At 41.7% G+C, this 20,888-nt stretch carries 18 protein-coding genes; 5 read left to right on the top strand and 13 right to left on the bottom strand.

Annotation, left to right across the window (positions count from 1 at the left end; all coding sequences use genetic code 11):
- Positions 1–48: 48 nt before the first annotated feature.
- The 4 genes from MKY54_RS03760 to MKY54_RS03745 all read right to left on the bottom strand — a co-directional run bounded on the left by MKY54_RS03760 (position 49) and on the right by MKY54_RS03745 (position 4,367).
- Positions 49–297 (bottom strand): hypothetical protein, encoded by a 249-nt coding sequence (locus MKY54_RS03760; RefSeq protein ID WP_076185123.1) that lies wholly within the window; start codon positions 295–297, stop codon positions 49–51.
- A 31-nt stretch (positions 298–328) separates the two neighbouring features.
- Positions 329–1,885, bottom strand: coding sequence for a glycosyltransferase family 39 protein (locus MKY54_RS03755; RefSeq protein WP_339189566.1), 1,557 nt, complete (start codon positions 1,883–1,885; stop codon positions 329–331).
- 672 nt (positions 1,886–2,557) lie between these two features.
- On the bottom strand, positions 2,558–3,379 hold the full coding sequence (locus MKY54_RS03750) for an aminoglycoside phosphotransferase family protein (RefSeq protein WP_339189564.1): 822 nt from the start codon (positions 3,377–3,379) through the stop codon (positions 2,558–2,560).
- 100 nt (positions 3,380–3,479) lie between these two features.
- A complete protein-coding gene (locus MKY54_RS03745) occupies positions 3,480–4,367 on the bottom strand; it encodes a hypothetical protein (protein ID WP_339189562.1) in 888 nt (295 codons plus the stop codon).
- Positions 4,368–4,850: 483 nt separating this feature from the next.
- Between MKY54_RS03745 and MKY54_RS03740 the strand changes: the two genes are divergently transcribed.
- Positions 4,851–6,374, top strand: a complete 1,524-nt coding sequence (locus tag MKY54_RS03740) for a flavocytochrome c (protein WP_036684833.1) — start codon at positions 4,851–4,853, stop codon at positions 6,372–6,374.
- A gap of 83 nt (positions 6,375–6,457) precedes the next feature.
- On the opposite strand, the gene gnpA is transcribed toward MKY54_RS03740, so the two are convergent.
- Together gnpA and MKY54_RS03730 are read right to left on the bottom strand one after the other, a co-directional pair.
- Entirely contained in the window at positions 6,458–8,620 is a 2,163-nt protein-coding gene (gnpA, locus tag MKY54_RS03735; RefSeq protein ID WP_339189560.1) for a 1,3-beta-galactosyl-N-acetylhexosamine phosphorylase, read from the bottom strand.
- 12 nt (positions 8,621–8,632) lie between these two features.
- Positions 8,633–9,652: a glycoside hydrolase family 88 protein gene (locus MKY54_RS03730; RefSeq protein ID WP_076128555.1), complete on the bottom strand. Its 1,020-nt coding sequence runs from the start codon at positions 9,650–9,652 to the stop codon at positions 8,633–8,635.
- Between the two features lie 422 nt (positions 9,653–10,074).
- Here MKY54_RS03730 and MKY54_RS03725 point away from each other — a divergent pair, with 422 nt between their 5' ends.
- Positions 10,075–11,016, top strand: a complete 942-nt coding sequence (locus MKY54_RS03725) for an AraC family transcriptional regulator (RefSeq protein ID WP_339189558.1) — start codon at positions 10,075–10,077, stop codon at positions 11,014–11,016.
- Positions 11,017–11,038: 22 nt separating this feature from the next.
- Here the strand turns inward: MKY54_RS03725 and MKY54_RS03720 are convergent, their stop codons facing one another.
- The 4 genes from MKY54_RS03720 to MKY54_RS03705 form a co-directional block, all read right to left on the bottom strand.
- A complete protein-coding gene (locus tag MKY54_RS03720; RefSeq protein ID WP_339189556.1) occupies positions 11,039–11,797 on the bottom strand; it encodes a hypothetical protein in 759 nt (252 codons plus the stop codon).
- Positions 11,798–12,049: 252 nt separating this feature from the next.
- The gene (locus tag MKY54_RS03715; RefSeq protein WP_076302895.1) at positions 12,050–12,772 is read right to left on the bottom strand and encodes an MBL fold metallo-hydrolase; all 723 of its coding nucleotides are present in this window, start codon (positions 12,770–12,772) and stop codon (positions 12,050–12,052) included.
- A gap of 117 nt (positions 12,773–12,889) precedes the next feature.
- Complete coding sequence (locus MKY54_RS03710; protein WP_076219485.1) at positions 12,890–13,459, bottom strand: hypothetical protein; 570 nt, start codon at positions 13,457–13,459, stop codon at positions 12,890–12,892.
- Positions 13,441–13,806 carry a helix-turn-helix domain-containing protein gene (locus MKY54_RS03705; protein ID WP_076219486.1) on the bottom strand — a complete coding sequence of 122 codons (366 nt, stop codon included), beginning with the start codon at positions 13,804–13,806 and terminating at the stop codon, positions 13,441–13,443. The genes MKY54_RS03710 and MKY54_RS03705 overlap by 19 nt, the downstream gene beginning before the upstream one ends.
- A 191-nt stretch (positions 13,807–13,997) precedes the next feature.
- Between MKY54_RS03705 and MKY54_RS03700 the strand changes: the two genes are divergently transcribed.
- Positions 13,998–14,531, top strand: coding sequence for an NAD(P)H-dependent oxidoreductase (locus tag MKY54_RS03700; protein ID WP_339189553.1), 534 nt, complete (start codon positions 13,998–14,000; stop codon positions 14,529–14,531).
- 73 nt (positions 14,532–14,604) lie between these two features.
- On the opposite strand, the gene MKY54_RS03695 is transcribed toward MKY54_RS03700, so the two are convergent.
- Positions 14,605–15,771, bottom strand: a complete 1,167-nt coding sequence (locus MKY54_RS03695; RefSeq protein WP_076185135.1) for a DUF4317 domain-containing protein — start codon at positions 15,769–15,771, stop codon at positions 14,605–14,607.
- Between the two features lie 202 nt (positions 15,772–15,973).
- Positions 15,974–17,506 (bottom strand): MFS transporter, encoded by a 1,533-nt coding sequence (locus MKY54_RS03690; RefSeq protein WP_339189550.1) that lies wholly within the window; start codon positions 17,504–17,506, stop codon positions 15,974–15,976.
- A 249-nt stretch (positions 17,507–17,755) separates the two neighbouring features.
- Between MKY54_RS03690 and MKY54_RS03685 the strand changes: the two genes are divergently transcribed.
- Positions 17,756–18,208, top strand: a complete 453-nt coding sequence (locus MKY54_RS03685) for an Lrp/AsnC family transcriptional regulator (protein WP_076128537.1) — start codon at positions 17,756–17,758, stop codon at positions 18,206–18,208.
- A 162-nt stretch (positions 18,209–18,370) separates the two neighbouring features.
- On the opposite strand, the gene MKY54_RS03680 is transcribed toward MKY54_RS03685, so the two are convergent.
- Positions 18,371–19,495, bottom strand: coding sequence for an FAD-binding oxidoreductase (locus MKY54_RS03680; protein ID WP_076128535.1), 1,125 nt, complete (start codon positions 19,493–19,495; stop codon positions 18,371–18,373).
- 169 nt (positions 19,496–19,664) lie between these two features.
- Here MKY54_RS03680 and MKY54_RS03675 point away from each other — a divergent pair, with 169 nt between their 5' ends.
- Positions 19,665–20,852, top strand: coding sequence for an ABC transporter permease (locus MKY54_RS03675; RefSeq protein ID WP_339189547.1), 1,188 nt, complete (start codon positions 19,665–19,667; stop codon positions 20,850–20,852).
- The last annotated feature ends 36 nt before the right edge of the window (positions 20,853–20,888 follow it).

The following is a 20,888-nucleotide window of genomic DNA, read 5'->3' as shown; positions in this document are numbered from 1 at the left end:
CTATCACACTTAATCTTCGTAGGCTTGGGGCAAGTTCATGAAATTTGTTCACTGCCGTCCACCTTGTGCGCCACCGCTATCTGTACCTGGGTTGCCGTTTCTCCTTGTCCCACCATTCATGCCGGGAGATCCGCCCCCATCTTTACCCCGCCCGCCAGTGAAGCCCTGTCCCCCGTTCGCTCTTGACCCGGAGTCAGTACTCGTTATCTTCTGTGCGGTAATAGCATCGCAGGAGACGAGCACCATGGAACAACTTAGCACTGCTATGAGCAAAGCGAAATATCGCTTGATCCGCATCTTTGAATCCCCTCTTTCCGAGCGAACATAGTTAACGTGGAAAATATCTTTTTAACATATAATCGTATACGTCCTTAAAACCCATATAGGATAATACGATCAGCAGCGGATACACCGGGTAAATATACCGGGACTTGATCTCCCATAAAAGATAGAATCCGATAAAGCCCAGCAGTACAAGAATCAAAGAGGTCTCTTCAAATCTTTTGGCTCTTATTCCACCCATTAAGCGAACGAGTATAAATACATACATCAGAAAATTCAGAACATACAGCAGCCACAACATTCCACTTCTATAATTGGAGTCTGCCTTAAACAAATCCGTAGCAGCATTAGTGTAGCTATAACGGTCCATGACAAAGCCCATTCTTCCCCCGTTACTGGATGATCCGTCATTTCCGAGCCCATATCGTTCCATCTGGTAGGTTCCTTCCGTCCAGGTCCAAACGATTTTTTTATAATACATCTTCACTAAGTCACTTAGGCCCGCCTCGGAGAGTTTATTACTGATTTCTTCTTTAAATAACTCCGTACTTTCTGCCTTATTATAATTTGCATCCTGCTGATAGATAGCGTAGCTCTCCCGGTTGTCCCAGAACCCAAACGTCTCCAGATTGATCCCCATATTCAGCCACATGTAGACAGGTGCGGAATTTTCGTTCATCGGTTCATCTACAACATTCGTCGCCTGCAACACAGCATTTTGCGTCCAGCCGGGGACATTAAACAATATGGCCGTGATAACCAAAGCGCTAAAAACCTTTTTCACCCCGATAGAACGTATGTTGAATAAAAGACCCGCCACCACGGTAATCAGAAAAATAACACCGATACTGCGGAAATAGTTGCCTATTGCCAGTAAGAGAGCTGCGAAGAGAATATCCTTAATGGACCTTCTTTTGATAAATCTTATGGCAAAATATAAAGCACTTGTCAGAAAGGCGGTAGCGATCACATCGTTATAGATAAAATTACTCATAAACAATGAAGGGATATAGGTTGCAGCAAACACGAGGACGCCATAATCCTTATCCTTGGACTTATAATTGAGCTCTTTATACAGCATGTAAATCATTAATGAGGTTAAGAGTGTAAACAGAATATTAAATATTTTGATTACCAGATAATTATCCGGAAAGATCAACAACAACGTCTTTAAATATAAAACGATCGAAAAATTAAACGGAAACATATGCAGATAGCCGTTCGTGTCAAACGACGAATAATCATTCCTGTACAGCATGTCGAGTGCCAATGAAAGCACTGTCTGCGAATCATCCGTCGGCAAGCGTGGAAACAGAAAGATAATCACCATCTGGATTGCAAAAGAAAACAGCAGTATGGCTGGAATGACTATTTTCCAACTGTACTTATTAAGCTTCAGGCACATTTTATACAAAATAACGCTTAATGCCAGCACCACTGCGATCACTAGAATAAAAAGACCCAGCTGTTGTCTCTCCAAAATTGGCGTGTCCCCATATACGAAATAATTATATTTCGCCCTAATAAAAAAGGAGGATGCGATAAAAAGACCGATAAAGAATGCAAGTATGAGATACAATGTTTTTTGAATTCCTCTTATCATGGAAAACCTCCTTTGCGCAATCGAAAGCCCTTTACAATCCGCTGCCCCGATTCATAAAAAGCATTATAAACACCCAAACTGAAAATCCAATGAAAATCGGAAGTTTGGGAATTCGCAAAGAAGAGATTTAGAAAGAGAGGTACGTCCTACAATTGGGAATCAAAAAATCGCAAATGTGATACGGAAGTTTCAAAATGGAGAGAGTTGCGGAGACAAAGAGAGGAAATGGAAAACTACTCCAATCCTAGGGAGTATTATGACAAGAGTCTTAATTCTCTTTCAAACGATTATGCTATACTGGTGGAGCAAATAGAATAGGCTTAAAGGGTCGGTCGGCTACCTCTCACCGAAGGGAGGGACGCCTTGTGACAGTGTTTGAAGCAATGATGCTTATGCTAACCTTTGGTTCGCTTATCGTAGCGCTGCTGTCCAATAAACGCAAATAGACCGCCCACTCACAAAGGCATGCGGTCTATCTGTCGTGTCCTATTTGCTGAAGCCTACCGCCCTTAAAAGCGGCTATTGCCTTGGGAGTCGTGTTACAGCACGGCTCTCTTTGCATTTTACGTCTTTTCTACCTTTAATATACCACAAATAATTTAATAACGTAATAATGTACGGTGTTACATTACATTTCCAATCTCCCAGAAAATCCATCCATCCTTGCGTACATCAGAACAATTTACTATCCATCTTTTTTAAAAACCGATTATTAGCGATTAAGCCTATCACTCTCTTCGTTGTATTAGGCCCTTTCGGTGTGCTACCTCTTCTATTCAGCAAAATCCACCGTAGACATGCCCAAGCTTCAAAGATCTCAAGTTCTTCCTGATCCATATCATTTTCCAATAGATAAGCAGTTCGGAACACATCAGCATAACGCTCAGAGATATATATTTTCAGCAGAATAAGTGACCAGGCAAAATCATATCTAGAGTCTCCCAACTGGCCGTTCGTCCAATCGATTATGGTATATCGCTCTTTATCCTCCACTATATTTCCGATATGAAAATCCCCATGAATGATACAGTCTTGCTTCATTGGAGTTTGCTCAACAAGAGCAGTCAACACATTATAAATATCAGATTGTTCTTTGGCTTCAGGGAAAAAATAGCCGATGAAATCGTATTTTGGCAGTTGTATATTTCCAATCTCTTCAACGCGAATCTTATGTATTTTTGCTAATAGGCTTGCGAGTTCCTTCATTTTCCTGGTATTCATTTTATGAATAGGGGTTCCGTCAAAACTTGTTAACAACACCTTATGTCCCTCCGGATTGATTCCCCAGCCCACTGGTTTAGAGACGGCTACTCCTCGTTCGGATAGAACATCCAATAAACGATATTGAAACTGGACATCCGGTCTGGATTCCTTATTCCATGTTTTCAGTACATAGCTCTCTTGATCAGAATTAATCCTCATGACCTCAGCTTCAAATCCTTGATCCATTGTATGCGCAGTTAAGCTGTCTTCCTGATTTAATAAGTCGTTCATGATTTCGTTGTGCTCTAGCCAATTTATGATAGATATAGGAGTTTTCAAAAATGGGTTCTTCCTTTCGGAGTCAGCTACAACAGATTAACGCAACTCAAAATTACAAATAACATAAAATAGATTGTTCTATCCAGTACATAAATACAGTATCCGGGCTTTTCTTTTCAAACTTTTTCATTTTTAAATACATGTCCATTCCATCAGAAACATCATGCCATAAATCCGTAAATACAAAATCATATTTTTCCTTAGACATATGTTGTTCTGCATATTCGAAAGCATCTGCTTGGATAAGCCTGATCTTGTGAGCATTACTGAATTGTGGCAGTACATATTTATTAAATAAATCAATGACATCTTGATTTTTTTCAACAACCGTTATGCTTTCAACATTAACTTTTTCAGAAACCATATAAGCATAATAGCCAAGTCCAAGCCCAAATGTAAGAACATTCCCAAACGCTTTATCAACAGCTTCTTTCATTGTTTCTATTTCATTTGGCGTAATCGTCATCCAGATTCTATCATTCTCCAATACGGCCGGGAACATGAATTCAGTTTGAAAAAAGCCAACCTGAGGAATTTGTCTTCCCACTTCTGTCCGGATGATATCATTGCAAACAAAACCTTCAAAAGGTTTATATTTTTCATATTTTAATTCACTATTATTAATCTTTATAGTAGGTATCTTGATATTTTTATAATATGGATTGTCATAATATTCATTTGCATCAAGCTTATGAAGCATATTGCTAAAATATTGGTTGAACAATTCCTTATCATCAACATTATCAACCGTATCCATCCCAAAAGCAGCAGCCAGCATTAAGCCAAAAGCGTATTCATAAGATACACCACAGTTTACGATTTCTTCAATTTCTTCTTTGTTAATAAAGTCGGGGGTATTATTCAAATAGCGGCTTAGTAAAGCAAATACTTTATAGTTATCTTCTTTTACTGTTTCTTTTATTACATTATTAAATTCCATATTCTCACCTATTAATTAGAATTTGTTTCTATGTCTCATGTTAGTCTTTCCGGATTGACTAGTAGGCAATACTCTCATTTTACCATTTAAAAATCCAGAAGAACAAAAACCGCTTTACTAATCCGTGACAGTTACCACTTCTACAGTGAGAAAATCTCACGCCAAATCTTCTAGTTATATGGTTTATGGTCCATTTTCCGCCTAATCTGCTCAATATTTCGTTACCCTATGTTAGAATAGACGACTTGTATAATTTGTGAAAACTTTCACTAATAGTCATGATTGATGGTATACTTAATAAGAAGATGAACTAAAGAGAATAACGATGGAAACTGTGGACGTAACCGTAGAAGATTTGAAGTTAGGAGTATAACAGCGACGCGCGCGCTTCTCCACTTCCAACTCCCTCTGATACTTCCTTTCTTTTTTGTCGGGTTCTTTTGGTACATCTTAATAGAGAAATATAAAAGTGGAGGGTTAACAATGAAAAAGAAAGCAGCTGGTGCTCTGAGTCTCGTCCTCTCTGTCATGCTCGTTACCGCAGGTTGCGGTAATGGAAACGACAAGGTGAACGAGAGCAAGAGTAATAACAACGAGAAAAAAGAAGTTGAAGCCGTCTCCGGGGCATCTGAAGCAAGCTACACACCATTCGATCAATTAAAAGATAAATATGATATCATCATTGTCGGTGCGGGTGGTGCGGGAATGTCCGCGGCGCTTGAGGCCAAAGAGAAAGGCATGAACCCTGTTATTTTGGAAAAAATGCCGGTTGCCGGCGGGAACACAACCAAATCCTCTTCGGGAATGAACGCTTCTGAAACGAAATTCCAAAAAGAACAAAACATTGAAGACAGCAATGATTTATTTTATGAAGAGTCATTAAAAGGTGGCCATGACACTAACGACAAAGAAATGCTTCGTTTCTTCGTTGATAATTCCGCGAGTGCGATCGATTGGCTGGATTCCATCGGAATCCGCTTGAACAATATCACCATTACAGGCGGCATGAACGAAAAACGTACACACCGTCCTGAAGATGGCTCTGCTGTGGGACAATACCTTGTCAAAGGTTTAGTGAAAAACGTACAAGAGAAAGAAATCCCTCTTTTCGTGAATGCTGATGTCAAAGAAATCACTGAAAAAGATGGCAAAGTAAATGGCGTCAAGGTCCTCTTTAACCAAACAGAGGAAAAAACAATTACGGCAGATGCTGTCGTTGTAACCACTGGCGGATTCGGTGCCAATATGGATTTGATCTCCGAAGTAAGACCTGACTTGGAGGGCTACGTTACTACTAACCAAATCGGCAGTACCGGAGACGGCATCAAGATGATTGAGAAACTCGGCGGCACAACCGTCGATATGGATCAAATCCAAGTTCACCCGACTGTGCAGCAAGAAAAATCCTACCTCATCGGCGAAGCTGTTCGTGGGGAAGGCGCTATCCTTGTTTCCAGTGAAGGCACACGCTTCACCAACGAATTGGATACCCGTGATAAAGTAACGGCTTCCATCAATACACTGCCTGAAAAAGCGGCTACGCTGGTCTTTGATTCCGGTGTTAAATCCCGTGTGAAGGCTATTGAACAATATGACAAAATGGGCTTCGTGATTCAGGCGGATTCCATCGAAGCTTTGGCCAAAGAAATCGGTGTTCCAGAGGATAAGCTGGCAACAACGCTTGATACTTGGAACAGCGCCGTTAAGAATAAAAAGGATGCCGAATTTGGCAGAACTACAGGAATGGACAATGACCTGTCCACTGGTCCTTTCTACGCTATTAAAATTGCTCCTGGGATTCACTACACCATGGGTGGGGTGAAGATCAATACGAACACAGAAGTTCTGAATAAAGATGGTGAAGCTATTCCTGGTCTGTTTGCAGCAGGTGAAGTTACAGGCGGCTTACACGGACAAAACCGGATTGGCGGCAACTCTGTTGCAGAAATCATTATTTTCGGCCGTCAAGCTGGGATCAAATCTGCTGAATTCATAAAAGCAAAATAAGTAGATAATAGATACTATAAGCCTCACAGCAAAAAGCTCAAGCATCGGCAAGTTAGCCGCTGGCTTGAGCTTTTTTAATGTAATTAATCGCCAATAGTTCGGATAATAGTATCAAACGGATCTAATTCCAGGGTTTGTTGTCCATATTCCGTATCGATCGTAGTTTTTTGAAGCTGGTCGCTATTGTTAATCACGACGAGTATTTTACTTTCTGGATAATAAGCACACTCTGTATATAAATTATCCGTAATATACTTTGTTTCCTTTAACTCATTTCCGGCAAAACGGATCACATTTAACAGCAATCTTGTATTTTCAAAGCTTAAGGTGAAAGAAGGCAGGTAGATCCCCGTTCCTTTACCAAAGGCATGGGTGGACAATGTTATCATCCCACTCTTTTCACACAATACCGCTGCTGAGCCTTCCGTAAGATAGATGTTATTTTTAGGTGTTATGCTGGCTCCTTCAGGCACTAAACCTTGCTCATCTCTAGCCTCAAATGTCCATCTTCCATGAGCTACCTTGGAGCCTGTATCCTCATCCAGACCAAGCACATGTGCCATTCTGAAAAAGCTGTCATAACCATCAAGCGCCGAAGGCTGATTGATACCTATAAAAGTACCGCCCTCATAAACCCATTCTGTCAGTAAGTCCACGCACTTATGGTCACTCCAATATTCTCCACCACTCCATGCTGAACCTGCCGAGCCGGCATTGATCACTACATCACACTCTTGTAATACTCCCTTACGGATATCTTCAAAATCAATGAACTGCACCTCAACCGGCAACCCGGACAAAGCCTCGTTGATATGAATCAGATCATGCATATACGTTTCATGGAAATGCCCGGACAAGGTCCACGATCTCAATTTGCCCCAAGCGTGCAAAATGGCTACCTTCGTCTTAATGTGATACGGTTTGCCTTTATGATGCAGCTCTTTAATTTCTCTGAATTCATCCGCGATCTTTTCGATATAATCACAAAAATCCGGATAAGGCTCTACAAGATGCAAATATCCGCCCAGTCCAATCCGATCTATAGGCTCTCTGAGCAAGGCGCGCCGGATATTAATCCAATACTTTTTGGCATCGAGCGTAGGGTTACCTCCCTCCATAAACGTAGGAAGCCCTCCCAATCCAACCGGAAATAAATAGGGATGCAGCCGAATCTCATGGGTATCTACTTTTACACCAGAGCAAAGCCTTGCCTCATACCCTGAGAACACACATTTAATCATCCCGTCAAAACCAAACTCCTCAAAACGGTCATTGTAAGGCTCCATGCCAACCCAACTATCATCATAGAAGACATACGCCAGCTTATCGTGCTTATGCACAATATCAATTAATTGCTTACCAAATTCGATGACAAAATCATTGATAAATGCCATATAGTCCAGCTTCCGCTGCTGCGCCGGGATATGACTGACCCGATATTTCCCACCATTCACAAAATCCTCGGCCGTGAGCGAATACCCATATTTCTTGGCAAACAGATCAAGCGCCCTTGAGCTTACCGTAAAATCATATGAACCCCAGTCCGAGAACAAATGGCGATTGCGCTCATCACTGCCCCAGATCCAGGCGAAATTATAAAAGAGGGAGGTGAACCGAACCACTGTTGTTTCCTTATGCTTACGACACCAATCTTCAATCCAATGGAGTAAATGTTTTTGCGTTTCTACATAGATGGGATCAATCTGCATCAGATGCTCTTTTTCCCAGTGATTCGTGGTGTGATTGTACATGGAGATCTCTTCCCAAATCCGATAGACCATGAAGCTGACTGTGTATTTATGCCAAGGTACAATTCCAGTAATGACTACATTTCCCGATTCCCGCTCATAATTCCACAGTTCTCTTGGAACCTCTTCGCCCGTCGTTCGGTCAAAAACCTGCCAGTACTTAAACGCCTCTTTGGAATCATTCACTCGGAATTGTTCAGCAAAAAAATCCTCCATCAGATAGATGGATAAATAATCTTGTACCGCTACCTTCGGATTAGTTATTAAAAAGCTCTGCTGCAGCTTGTCTGAATTCTGTGACGCCCATTCGTTATGATCTCTGATGATGCAGATTGTAGAATAAATGCCGTATCCTGCGTTGATAATCTCATCGGACAACTGTGTACCGTCACTGTCACGGATGACATCGGCACCCCAACGTTCAGCTAATTCCAGGGTCAATGCCTCATAACCGGATTCTCCCGGCAGTGTAAAGGCCCCCGTTGTTTGTTTGGACAACTTGGATCCCTCCTATTTAAGCATATCGGATAGAAAAGCTAATGCTAAGCCTTGCCCCCAGCCTTGAATCCAGTCTTTTGGAATATTGCGGTATCCTTCCCGATCCTTCATAACCGCTGTTCCGCCAGAGACACCCAGTACCCGTCCATCTTCACTGATATTGTTCAAAATACCTTTCAGGGCTTTTTGCACATATTTGGTATGCAGCGGATTGCCGTTATTGATCATAGCAGCCGCAATGCCGCAAGACGCGGATACTTCTTCATAAGACTCCTCGTCATCGAGTACTGTCCGCCACAGGCCGTTCTCCGTTTGCACCAGCTTGAGTGCGGCCAGCTGATCGCGCAGCGAACACTCCACGTCCATACACTGCGGATACAGATACCATTCTTTCAAAAGCTTTTTAACTTGCGACATGGTGTATGCGCCCCAAGCATTCGCTCTGCCCCAGAATAGTCCAGACATGTGATCCTGCTTCACATTATTGTAGCCATGGTACCAAAACCCGCTGCTAGGATCTTGCAGGTATTTGATATGCCAATAATATTGATTCAAGGCATCTTGAATCATTTCCTGATCCTTTAATTTGCTTCCTACACGGAGCAGGAAAAATGCCGCCATAAACAAGGTATCCGCCCATGCCTGTTCTGGAAAATCATTAGAAATAGAGACGGTATGCTGCAACACATGATCTCCGAATCTAAGCGCATTGTTCTGCAGATAATCTACTTTGCTCATCACAATATCCCAATATTTCTGATTGCCTGTTTCCTCATACAAAGTGATCAGCATATGGCCCATGGCACAGGTATTTACCGTCCAATCCGGCAGACCCAGCTCGATATATTCATCTGCCCACTGGACAAGCATATCCAAATACTCTTTATTTCCTGTAGTTTCATAAGCTCTGGTTACCCCATAATAAGCTACACCACAAGGCCAGTCCCATGTTAAATCCATCGCCATTGTTTTTCTGACCACTTTGTCGATGACCCTTAAAATCTCTTCTCTGTCATAAGTTAATTGAAGCATCTTGTTTCTCCTCTCTTTCGCACACGCCCCCAAAGGCGCTTGAGAGCTGTCCGTCCATATTGTAAACGCTTTACTAACTCTATTGTAAGTAGTAAAATAGTCTTATTCTAAGCATATTCATAACTAAACTGTGCAATTTCAACCATTAACTTTTGTTCGCTATATCTTGGAATTAGCCGTGACTACAGAGAATATTTGGACTTCCGGCCGCTGTTGTCGTAAGAATTTCTTGATTTGTAACGCTATTAGCGGTTGAAATCCGGAGACAAAGGCGGACGCTACGCCCCTAAAGTTCCAAGATTCTCCTCCGCCACTTTTCCTCAAATTGTATAATATCAAGATCTCTTTATATAGTTGAATTTGATATAACGTTAACCTATAATCTACTCAACCTACGTAATAAGAATGGGAGTATTGAGAATATGCCCAGAAAAAAGAAGCCCGTCATTGAATACCGCCACTACAGCTTACCGATAAACTTTCCTATCTTGCTGTTAAGCGGTGAACGTTGGAAGATTTCTGATATTAAAAGTGAACATCTGCATTTCCATAATCATTTGGAGATTGGCATTTGCCATTCGGATAGCGGCATCATGGAGATCAAAGGAGAATCTGTGCCTTTTAAAGCCGGAGATGTGACCTTCATCCCTAGGTATCTCCCTCATACAACTTATAGTTCGCCGAATGAAGCCAGTCTGTGGTCTTATATCTTTTTTTCGCCTGAGGATCTTTTTCAGCAATCCTTCAAAAGCGCTTACAGCAACTTTGAGCCGAATCTGTGGGCAATTAAGGGAACAAACTGTATTTTGAATAAAGAGGAACATCCCAAGGTTTATACCCTTGCGACATCGGCCGTGGAGGAATTGAAACAAAAAAATCCTTACTATCAAGAAAGTGCCTACGGCTTATTGTTATCGCTTTATATAGAGCTCCTTAGAATTCATTCCCGGAATGAACCCTTGGTTGATCAAGAAACAGAGCATAGCCTGAAGGGCGATTTTGTCATCTCACCCGTTCTGGAATACATCACTAAAAACTACATGATGCCAATTACTATCGATTTTTTAGCTGATCTGTGCCACCTAAGTACTACTCATTTTCGCAGGAAATTCCATGAGATTATGGGGTCCGCACCTCTCGACTTCCTAAACAGTACCCGTATTGAAGAGGCCTGCAAGCAGTTAAAAAGTACGGATGATTCCATTCTCTCCATCTCTGAGCAAGTAGGTTTTCAGTCCATATCCAGCTTCAACCGATGTTTCTCCAAGCTTATGGGCGAGTCACCTAAACAATGGCGTAAAGGCGCACAATCCGAAGCACAATCCGCTAAAGCGTCTATATTGGAATTTACGGGGTGGGTATGATCCATTTATCCATTGGTCTATTCTAGATCATCTTTCTCCCGATCGTTTTATATAACATGGTTCTTATCTTCTTTAACTGCGCAAAGTTTTCTTCAAATGAAATGCTGTGGGTCAGTGCCAGCCCTTTTGAGAAATCTTTTTTATATAGAAAAATTGATTCCAAATACAAACCTATGACATGAATCTGATTCCAAGTAGGATAACTTGAATTATGATAGAAGACAGTCAGCGTTTCTAATGCATAAAAATTATGACACCATCTCGCTTCCTCCATTATGTACTTCATTGCCGGTCCGTTATTGTTAATCATTATGTCTCGGAATTCATCTAAATGATTAGGCTGAACATCGACATATTCAATTGCATAAAATGGCTTTACATGCCGTTTTCGCGCGCCTTCCCCTAGTGTAGGGTACGTGCTGTTTGGTGTGGTTACAAGTAACTCCATACGGATTGTTTCGAGCACGAAAGGTATATTCACATTTTTTAAGTTAGGTAAAATGATTTCGGCATCTTCCTTTTCCTTGATCTGCATTAGGATAAGATAATCCCATATAATGAATTCTCCATGTTTTTCGGCTGTTTTGTTATGACTGTAAACTGAAATATCCTCCACAGCATTATTTTGAGTCATGGATCCTAGAACGTCTGTGAGTTGGCTCTTTATTTCTTTTTTCATATGCTTTTTATACTTCTTATCGACTCCGATACTCCAAGCAATATAATAAGTATCATTTTGTGGTGTCAGTTTTAGATTCTCTACGCTTATTTTCTTATCCATTTCTGTTTCCCTTTCTGTACAAGTCCCCAGCCATCGATGTATAATTCGTCTAAGATTTCTAATAGCTCGGAAGGGGTCTGAAGCAAGGCTGCTTATGGTTAATCGTAACGCTGCTTCCCAATAAACGCAAATAAGCCCCCCCTCTGAACTGCCCCATCAAGCACAACAAAAAGGCATGCGTCCGGTACACTACCGAATTCATACCTAACAAGTCGCCTAATAAAATAAGCTGTTATGTGGTAAGGCTAGCCTTTACTTTACCTCACAAAATCTATTTAACAAGGGAATGATTTGTTCCTTGCTCATAGGGGCGTCGTGCCCCGGGATATACGTAGTAAATGAAAGAGTCGATAAAAGCTCAATATATTCTTTCATTTTTATCGGATCAATTTTACCTTCTCCATGATAATAATCCCCGCTATGTGCATCGCCTGCGAATAATACTCCCGCTTCTTTTATATATACAACACAAGAATCGTCTTCATGTGGCCCTCCTACCTTTATAATCTGGCAAGTGGTGCCCCCTAAATCCAGCGTTAAAGCATTCTCGAACATAATATTTCCTGTGCTAACCTTAATCTTATCAAACGTATCATATTCTTTTTTCATACAGTTATAGGCGAATGCTATTTCTTCTTTGGTCTCTAAGCGTTTTACCACAGCTTCTTCATCCCATTCCCATTCTTTCAGGCGCTTTAGTGCCTCATTCGTTGCTGAAGAGACTATAGTTTCCCCGTCAAAAGCATGCATACCAAAGGTATGATCCCAATGCCAGTGCGTGATCAAAGCATATTTGGGACGTGGCAGATTGTTATCATCTAAACACTTTATAAAGGCATCTAAATGCGATTTTGAATTACCACAATCAATCATAATTGAAAAGCTGTCACCTACAACATATCCCAAAACAGGTCTGTCTGTTTCTCGGACACTTTCCAAATAATAAATAGAGTCATTTATTTTTTTGAGTTCCATCCTATGGGTTCCTCTCCTTTATGGATACAGGCTAAAGTTACGCTCTATGGAGGAGATGATTACCTATTTATAATGGATGAAGCAGGTCCCATTGGGCAAGGGAGAGTTTAGTTATATTCACAATGTACTACGCCGTAGTTCATAAAAATATTGCACAATCGGATGCTTTAACTGCATCTTCTCGCTCATGTTTAAAATTCGCTTTTTCCCAACCCGTCTGTCCACTAAAGCCAGAATATTCAATAAGATATCATCGCTCTCTATGCTTTCCTCTATAGAAGTAGATAGAAACTTATTAGCTATAACGATAAAATTCGATTTACTTAATGAGGTCTGTGCTGATAAAAGCTCCTTTGCAATTTCTGATATCTTTCTGCTTCTTGCAATGACTATTAGACGATCCTCCGGGATGATCCCTTTACTATCTTTTCTAACCGCTTCGATGTCTTCAGGGTGGATTGGAATTTGGAGTTCTGAATCATTCTTAATCTCCTGCTCCGTCTGATACCATCTGATTGAGCTAGTTCTATCATTCATATTGAGTACGTTCTTTTTATCTACCGAAATATAACAGCTCCCTGATTTATCAGGTAAATAACGGTAGCTGCTTGCGCGATATTCAACCTTGCCGGATAACGCGGGACATAGAAAACTCTCCAGTTGTTGCTTTAATTTGCTCCAGGACATGTATCCTCCAACAAGACGATCTCTTCTCCTCGTCCTTGTCTTATTTTTATATTTTCTTTCCCCCAAGAACACATAACATCCACGATCTTATTGGCTGTAACGCCATATTCCGTGAGGCTGTATTCAACTTTTGGCGGCATCTGCTGGTACACGAATCTTTTGACAAGCCCATCCCTCTCAAGTTCACGAAGCTGCTGGATCAGAACCTTTTGTGAGATGCCTTGAATATTACGCTGTAATTCACTTGTTCTTTTGGTACCGGACATCAAAAAGCAAATGATCAAAGCTTTCCACTTTCCGCCGATGATTTCTAGTGTTGCCTCTATCCCTAAATGATATTGTTTCATAGAATAACACCTCGTTCATGCTGATCAAATTAAGCTTACTCAAAACTTCATTGTTGCATATATTTTTTTCGGAGTCCAGTACACACCTCGAAGTAACCATCTTACTTTATTGTGTGTATTTTCTTTTTTTACAACCTGCAAGATAATAATAATATTCATAAATAATATAGGCCTGAGAATGGAGATTCATCATGAAAACACTAGTGATTTTGGCGCATCCGAACCTTGAGAATTCGAGGGTCAACCAGTGCTGGAAAGAAGAACTGCTATTATATCCCAACGATATTACCCTTCATGAGATTTATAAAGAGTATCCTGACTGGAATATTGATGTTTCTAGAGAGCAGAATCAAATGGAAGCTTATGACCATGTGATCTTTCAATTCCCGTTGTATTGGTACAGTTATCCGCCGCTATTAAAAAAATGGTTTGATGATGTGTTGGCTTACGGATGGGCTTATGGATCAAACGGGAACAAGCTTAACGGGAAAAAGTTAGGGTTGGCCCTATCCATCGGTGATAAAAAAGAAAATTATCAGCCAGCGGGCTCTGTTTCTTTTACCGTAGACGCAGTGATCGCACCCTTTAAAGCCAGTGCCAAACATGTAGGCGCAGAAGCCCTACCGTACTTTGCTGTTTTTGGAGCTTCATTTCAAGCCAGCGATGAAGAAATTAATACTAGCGCAAAAGAATATATCGAATATATCTTTAATCACCGTATTTGATACAAAACAAATTGGGCTATCCTTAGTCTTGTTCAAAGACTTTAAGGATAGCCCATAGCATTGTTGAAGCGGTCTAAAGATTCTCTGTAGTAAGTGTGAAGCCTTCGATCACGGCATCTTCGTCAACCTCAATCAAAATGCAGCGTCTCCCATGATAATTCACTTGCTTCACATATTTTAAATCCTGCGGGCTGACCGAAATCGTAGCTACCTTTGTATCGATCTTAATCGATTTAGTAGTGAATTTCGGCATCACGCTGCTCGCCTTCATCTCATAATGCTTATCGTCAACGATCGTTTCAAACGCCCGTTCCACTTTTTCCATTGTCACGTTCTCTACGCCACTTACCGTCAGTACACGTTCCAGATCTCTATAATCGAGCTTTGGAGGTTCTTCCTTATCGTCGTTGGTTTCGATGACCTGATGGATCTCCTCGTACACCTGTGCGAGAGTGGTTGCATCAAGCTGTTCGCCCGCCACTTCCTTCACGATGTCTTCGAATATAGCTCTCTCTTCCAGGGCCGTCATGGATCTTTCGGCATTCAAGACCTCTCCGACAAAATGCGGATCTGGAAAGTTCGATTTCCCCGTACAATACAGAATGCGGTTCACATCGGAATAATTGTCCGTCACACTTGGGTAAAAGAAACCTTGCTCCGGTGTGCTTAACTTGACGATCGGATCTACAATGACATTGTACTTGAACTCCCGCTCCACGTAATCAAACAAGAGAGCTTTCCGTTGTTTCTCCGTGGAATTCACGCTGCATAGGATAAAAGGATGCGCGAATAATTCGTTTTTCTCACTTTCCTCGGCTTCATCGTTTCTATCTTTAGTCGGGCGGAAATACTGTCCGCGAACGAAAGTGATCACCGTATCCCGTTCATAATGAGTATCCGCCATCATTCTGTCCACCAACAGCAGCATCAGGTCCTGCCATTCATCCGGATCCCCTGTCACCAAAGCTTGATGAAGCATCACCTGCGCTGGCTCCTCCGCTTCCGCTTGAAATTTCAACTCGAACAATTTCTGATCCAGTTCACCGGTCAGGAGTTTTTTGAAATTGCCCATATACAGCTCCTGCTTCTCTCTGTCCACCATTCCAAATGGCTGGCGCTCCCAATGATAGATCTCGTTGCTTTCCTTCATAATATACACGTTGAGAATATCGTAAATACTCATTAAATCGTGATCCAGCTTAAATTGCTTGCGTATATGCGCGACTTCTTTCTTTATCATGATTCGTTAGACAACTCCTAGGAAGATTAATTGGTCTTTTCAGTATAAAGGATAAAAAAAAGCTTCGCTAGAAGGGGTTTTTAACGTTACTTCTTTTCAGTTTTGTTCCAAAGCAATAATACAACGACTTTACGTGATAATACTAGGCGGCTTAATCAGTTGAGACTCACGAATCGCTTGTGGGCGCGATAGTCTTCACTCTCTACTTTTGCAACAATGCTCTCTTGGGTCCAAAAATTATAAAACTGATCGCGGCCAACACCCAGACACCAATACCGCCATAGAGCATCACCAAACCAAAGCCGTGTACAAGCGAGGCATGGACGATAGCTCCAGATGCATCCAGTGAGGATAGTTCTGGAAAACCCTGATGGAGAGACGAAGTGTTTCCGGCAGCTGTTTTTTCGGCCAAAGATCGCAATTGTAAAACATCGACAGTCTCAGGAAAAGCTTTCTTCAAATAAGAAAAGATGCCTTCCTGTAAAATGAAGCCCATTACGGCAATGTTGATGGCTAGACTGATTAATCTGGCACTCATGTCTATGCCGGAAGCCATACCTGCACGAGTACTAGGTACCGAGCCGGTAGTCGTGTTGGTGACAGGCGTGTTGGTTAATCCCAGCCCAATACCAGCCAACAGAGAGCCGGGGAGCATAGTCAACCAGCTGGCGTGATCACCGCTGCTGCCATACTTCATCAAAATGAAGCCCAAGCCGATAACGAATAGACCCAATGGGATAACTATGCGCGGTTGGTAGCGGAGCGAAAATCGCTCTGCCAGAGGCGGAATTACCAGGGTGGGCAGTGCATAAGCCAGAACAGACAACCCGGCACTTACGATGTCGTAATCAAGCCCGCTCTGGAAATAAATTGGAAGATAGATCATGAATGGCCAAAAACTGAAATTCATCCCGACGGAGCCAAGGAGAGCACCAGAAAAATTACGTATCTTGAATACGGAAAAGTCGAACATTGGATGAGCACTGTGCTTCTCCGCAAATAGAAATACTATGAAACTTATTGCCACTGCAACAAGGATGCTGAGGGATGCTGTACCTCTAAAACCAAGTTCCGACCCTTGTGTGATAAAATAGACCAGGCCAAAAACCGTCAACGAAAGCGTGACGATGCCGATAATGTCCAGCTTTTTTGCCTGTGGATCGCTGGACTCCTCCACGCCGCTGAAGACAAGGATCAAAGTAAAAAGGGTCAGCGGGACATGGACCAGAAAAACCCAATGCCAGTTCAATACAGCCACGATCATACCGCCAATGATAGGTCCAAAACCGAGACCGATACCAAACACGATCCCCCATGTGCTAAAGGCTTTGCTGCGTTCTTCTCCTTTCTGAAACCGATGTGAAAGAATGGCTATCTGGCAAATCTGCATCGCGCCAGCACCCACGCCTTGAAGGAACCGGCTGGCGATCAGAACCGATGTGCTTTGCGCCAAGCCACAAATCAAAGATGTAATACCGAACAAGATAAGGCTGATAATAAAAATACGCCTCCTTCCATACCGGTCAGCCAGCGTTCCAACAGCCATCAGAACTGTCGCACAGGCAATGGTGTAGGCGTTCATAATCCATTGCATATCCTTGAGGCTACCGTGCAGTACCTTTTCCAGGGTAGGCAGTATCACAGGCACACTGGAAATTTCGAGGCCAAACATCAATGCGGACAAACATATAGCAGCTAATGTGATTATATTTTTGCGGGAGTGGGAGAGTCTCATTGGGAGTTTCCTCCAGACTCATCAATACGTGCCTGTAAATCTTCTGTACCTACCTTATTTAAATCAAATTTTCTCAATGGTAGCCATCCTCTCTAACTTTCCAAGTGTAGATCATCATTTTGGTGAGAGTCATATTATATAATGTAAATTATTCATTTTACATATTATAATCAATCAATTATGATGATTTAACAAAGTAATTAAAGGAGTTTTAATGAATTACCTTAAATATAAAGGAGGCCATCCAAAGTGGATCATGTAGACAAACAAATTCTCTTCTATCTTCAAAATCAAGCGAGGATTTCAATGACAGAACTGGGGAAATCCGTAGGTCTGTCTCAACCTGCGGTTACGGAACGAGTTAGAAGAATGGAAGAGAAAGGAATCATTGAGGAATATCGCACCATCATCTCCCCTGAAAAAATCGGGAAAAATACGGCAGCCTATATGTTGTTTCGGACTAGAGACTGCCTGGCATTTCTTGACTTTGTCCATGCCTCTCCCCAAGTTGCCGAGTGCCACCGTATAAGTGGAGAACACAGCTATTTATTAAAAGTAGTGACCGAATCTACACATGCTCTTGAAGAGTTTGGCAATCAATGTGATAAGTATGGAACCTATACGATCCTGATTGTTATGTCTTCACCGATAGATCATAGATTTCTCATTCATTCTCTCGAAGAGGCATCTAAAGTAGACTAATGCCAAGCAGAAGGACAACGAGTTTACAGAGAAGTAGCTTTATTAAGAGCGTCTTACAATAAGCAGGAATAAATGTTTAGTTTAAAAAAACGACATCTCTGTCGTTTTAAGGAATACGTATGGTGGCACTTTAGCGGATCGAATCGCTGACCTCCTTTTTTACTACTCATTTATCGCATGCTCTAATGCATAGTCTTCAAGCTGAATATCTACCTGTTGATTCATGGCCAGCTTGGCCAGCTGCTCACCAAGAAAGGGTCCCATCGTTAATCCGGATGACCCTAGTCCATTAGCAACAATTAGTTTATTCCATCCTTGAACCCTGCCCAACACGGGAAGAAAATCTGCTGTAAATGGACGGAACCCTACTCTTATCTCATTTAGGCTACAATCCGCAAGACCGGAAGCCGTTTGCAGACCTTTATTTAGAATTTCTTGCATTCCTCCTGCGGTTACAGCAGTATCATAACCTACGACATCATTTTCGTGAGTAGCACCTACCACGATATTTTGATCCGCAAATGCGAGTATATATTGATCTGTAGGCGGCATTACCACAGGCCATTGCTCTGTACTCGCTTGTTGAGCAAGCTTCAAATGCATAATTTGAGCTTTTTGATAACGCACCTGAAGCATGATCCCAAGCGGATGAAGCAAAGCGTTAGACCAAGCCCCTGCGCACACAATCACTTCATCCGCTGTGAATGTCTGTTCTCCTACACTAACCCCTTTAATTTCATGTTCATCATGTTCTAAAATAGCATCGCCCTCAATCATTTGCGCACCATTACGCTGAGCAGCCCTTAGCAAAGCATCACGTAATTCACGTCCGTTCACTCTTGCTGCACCCGATACATGCAGCGCATGGTAACCTTCCGACAATAATGGAAACTTCTCTTGCGCTTCAAGATCCGTCAGCATCGTAAGTTCCCCTATTTCAGGGGCGTCCTCTCTGCGCAGCTCCGCTCTTTCTTTCATCGCGAGTAACTTTTTCAAATCCTCATGGATACATATCGCTCCAACTTTTGCGTATCCAGTCTCGGTTTCTCCAGCCTCTTCCAACTCTTGAATAAGTGCCGGATAAAAGCTTGCTCCCGCTTTAGCAAGACGATACCATGCTTTGTTTCTGCGTTGAGACAACCATGGACAAATAATCCCTGCTGCTGCATCCGTTGCTTGTCCAACATCCTTACGATCTATAATGATGACCTCAGCACCTAACTTACTTAGCTGATAAGCTGCTGAAGCCCCTAATATGCCTGCACCAATTACAATAACCTTGTTCATATTCGAAGTCCCTTCAGTTATTCATTTTTTTAATCATTCACTACTTACCCATTGTATCTTAAATTTGACATTTCTAATGAATTATCGTACTATAAATTTCGCTCAGTTAAAAGTACTTTAATTGGAGTACTAAAATAAAAGTGTTATTTAGAAGAAAGAAGGAATACAGTTGAAGTTTTCACAGTTTTTGAAGTCCAAAGGGGCCATTGGTTCTATTTTTATGGGTGTGTTCTATGCCATTGCGATGCTTGGTATTTTCTTACCAGGGTATACAGCACTTCCAGGGAACATGGATGATTTAAAAATTGCTATTGTCAATGATGATGCAGGTCAATATGGGGCTCAGATTTCGAGTCAGTTCTCGGAGAGTTTACCATTCAAAACGATAAAAACCGATGTATCGAATAAAAAAGCGATGGATGAATTAGAACATAATAAGTTAGCTCTAGTTGTCCATATTCCAGAAGAATTTTCAGCCAACGTTCAAAGCGGTAAGGTATCCGCAAGTATTGATTTCACAGTCAACGAAGCTTCTGCCACCATGGTATCTTCAGCCATGTCTTCCGTTGTAGGAGAAATTAACAAACAATTAAGCGCGAACTTCTCAGAGCAAACCGCAAAAGGTGTGTTAATGAACTTTAACGTACCAGAAGAACAAGCCACCGCAATGGCTACACAAATTGAAAATAGTTATGTCGGGAATTATGTTGTCATCAATGATGTTCCGGACGGCATGCACAACAACATGTTACCTATGTTCTTAACTATGGCTGGTTATGTTGGGGCAATGATTGCCTCCATGCAATTAGTTGCTTCTTTTAAAGCGAACCGCGGGAAAGCAAGCAAGACAAAACTGTTTATGTTCGTTCAATTCACAGCTTTATTAATCGCTGTATTATCAACAGTCGTTGCTTTAACCATTGCCTTCTCTGTTGCAGATGTAGACCTATCCTTACTGTTACCAGTTGCTGCTCAGCAAATTCTAATGTATATGGCTGCATTCAACGTGTGTGCGATTATGGTCTTCCTAGTTGGCGAAGGCGGTATGGTCTTAAATATTCCAATCCTGCTCATGCAAACCATCGCCAATGGTGCTACCATGCCTCGTGATATGATGTATACACCATACGATTGGTTCGGCCGCATCACCCCGATGTATTATTCTGTGCAAGCTTATTTGGCACAAATGTTTGGTTCCATTAGTCCAGCCCCCTTCTTATGGGGATTAGCAGGCGTATTTGCCGGGGCTATGATTATTAACATTGTAATCGTCCGGTTTGTTCATAAACCTGTACCTGTAACTAAAGAAACTATACTGCCCGTTGAAGTTAAAAATACAGCTGAAATAACCGCCTAGGTTTGGTAAGATAGAGTTTAGCCAACAATTAGGAGT

The organism is Paenibacillus sp. FSL P2-0121, from assembly GCF_037975345.1.
Lineage (GTDB): Bacteria > Bacillota > Bacilli > Paenibacillales > Paenibacillaceae > Paenibacillus_AQ > Paenibacillus_AQ odorifer.
Note: the sequence above shows the minus strand (reverse complement) of the source record. Positions and strands in the feature narration are given on the sequence as shown.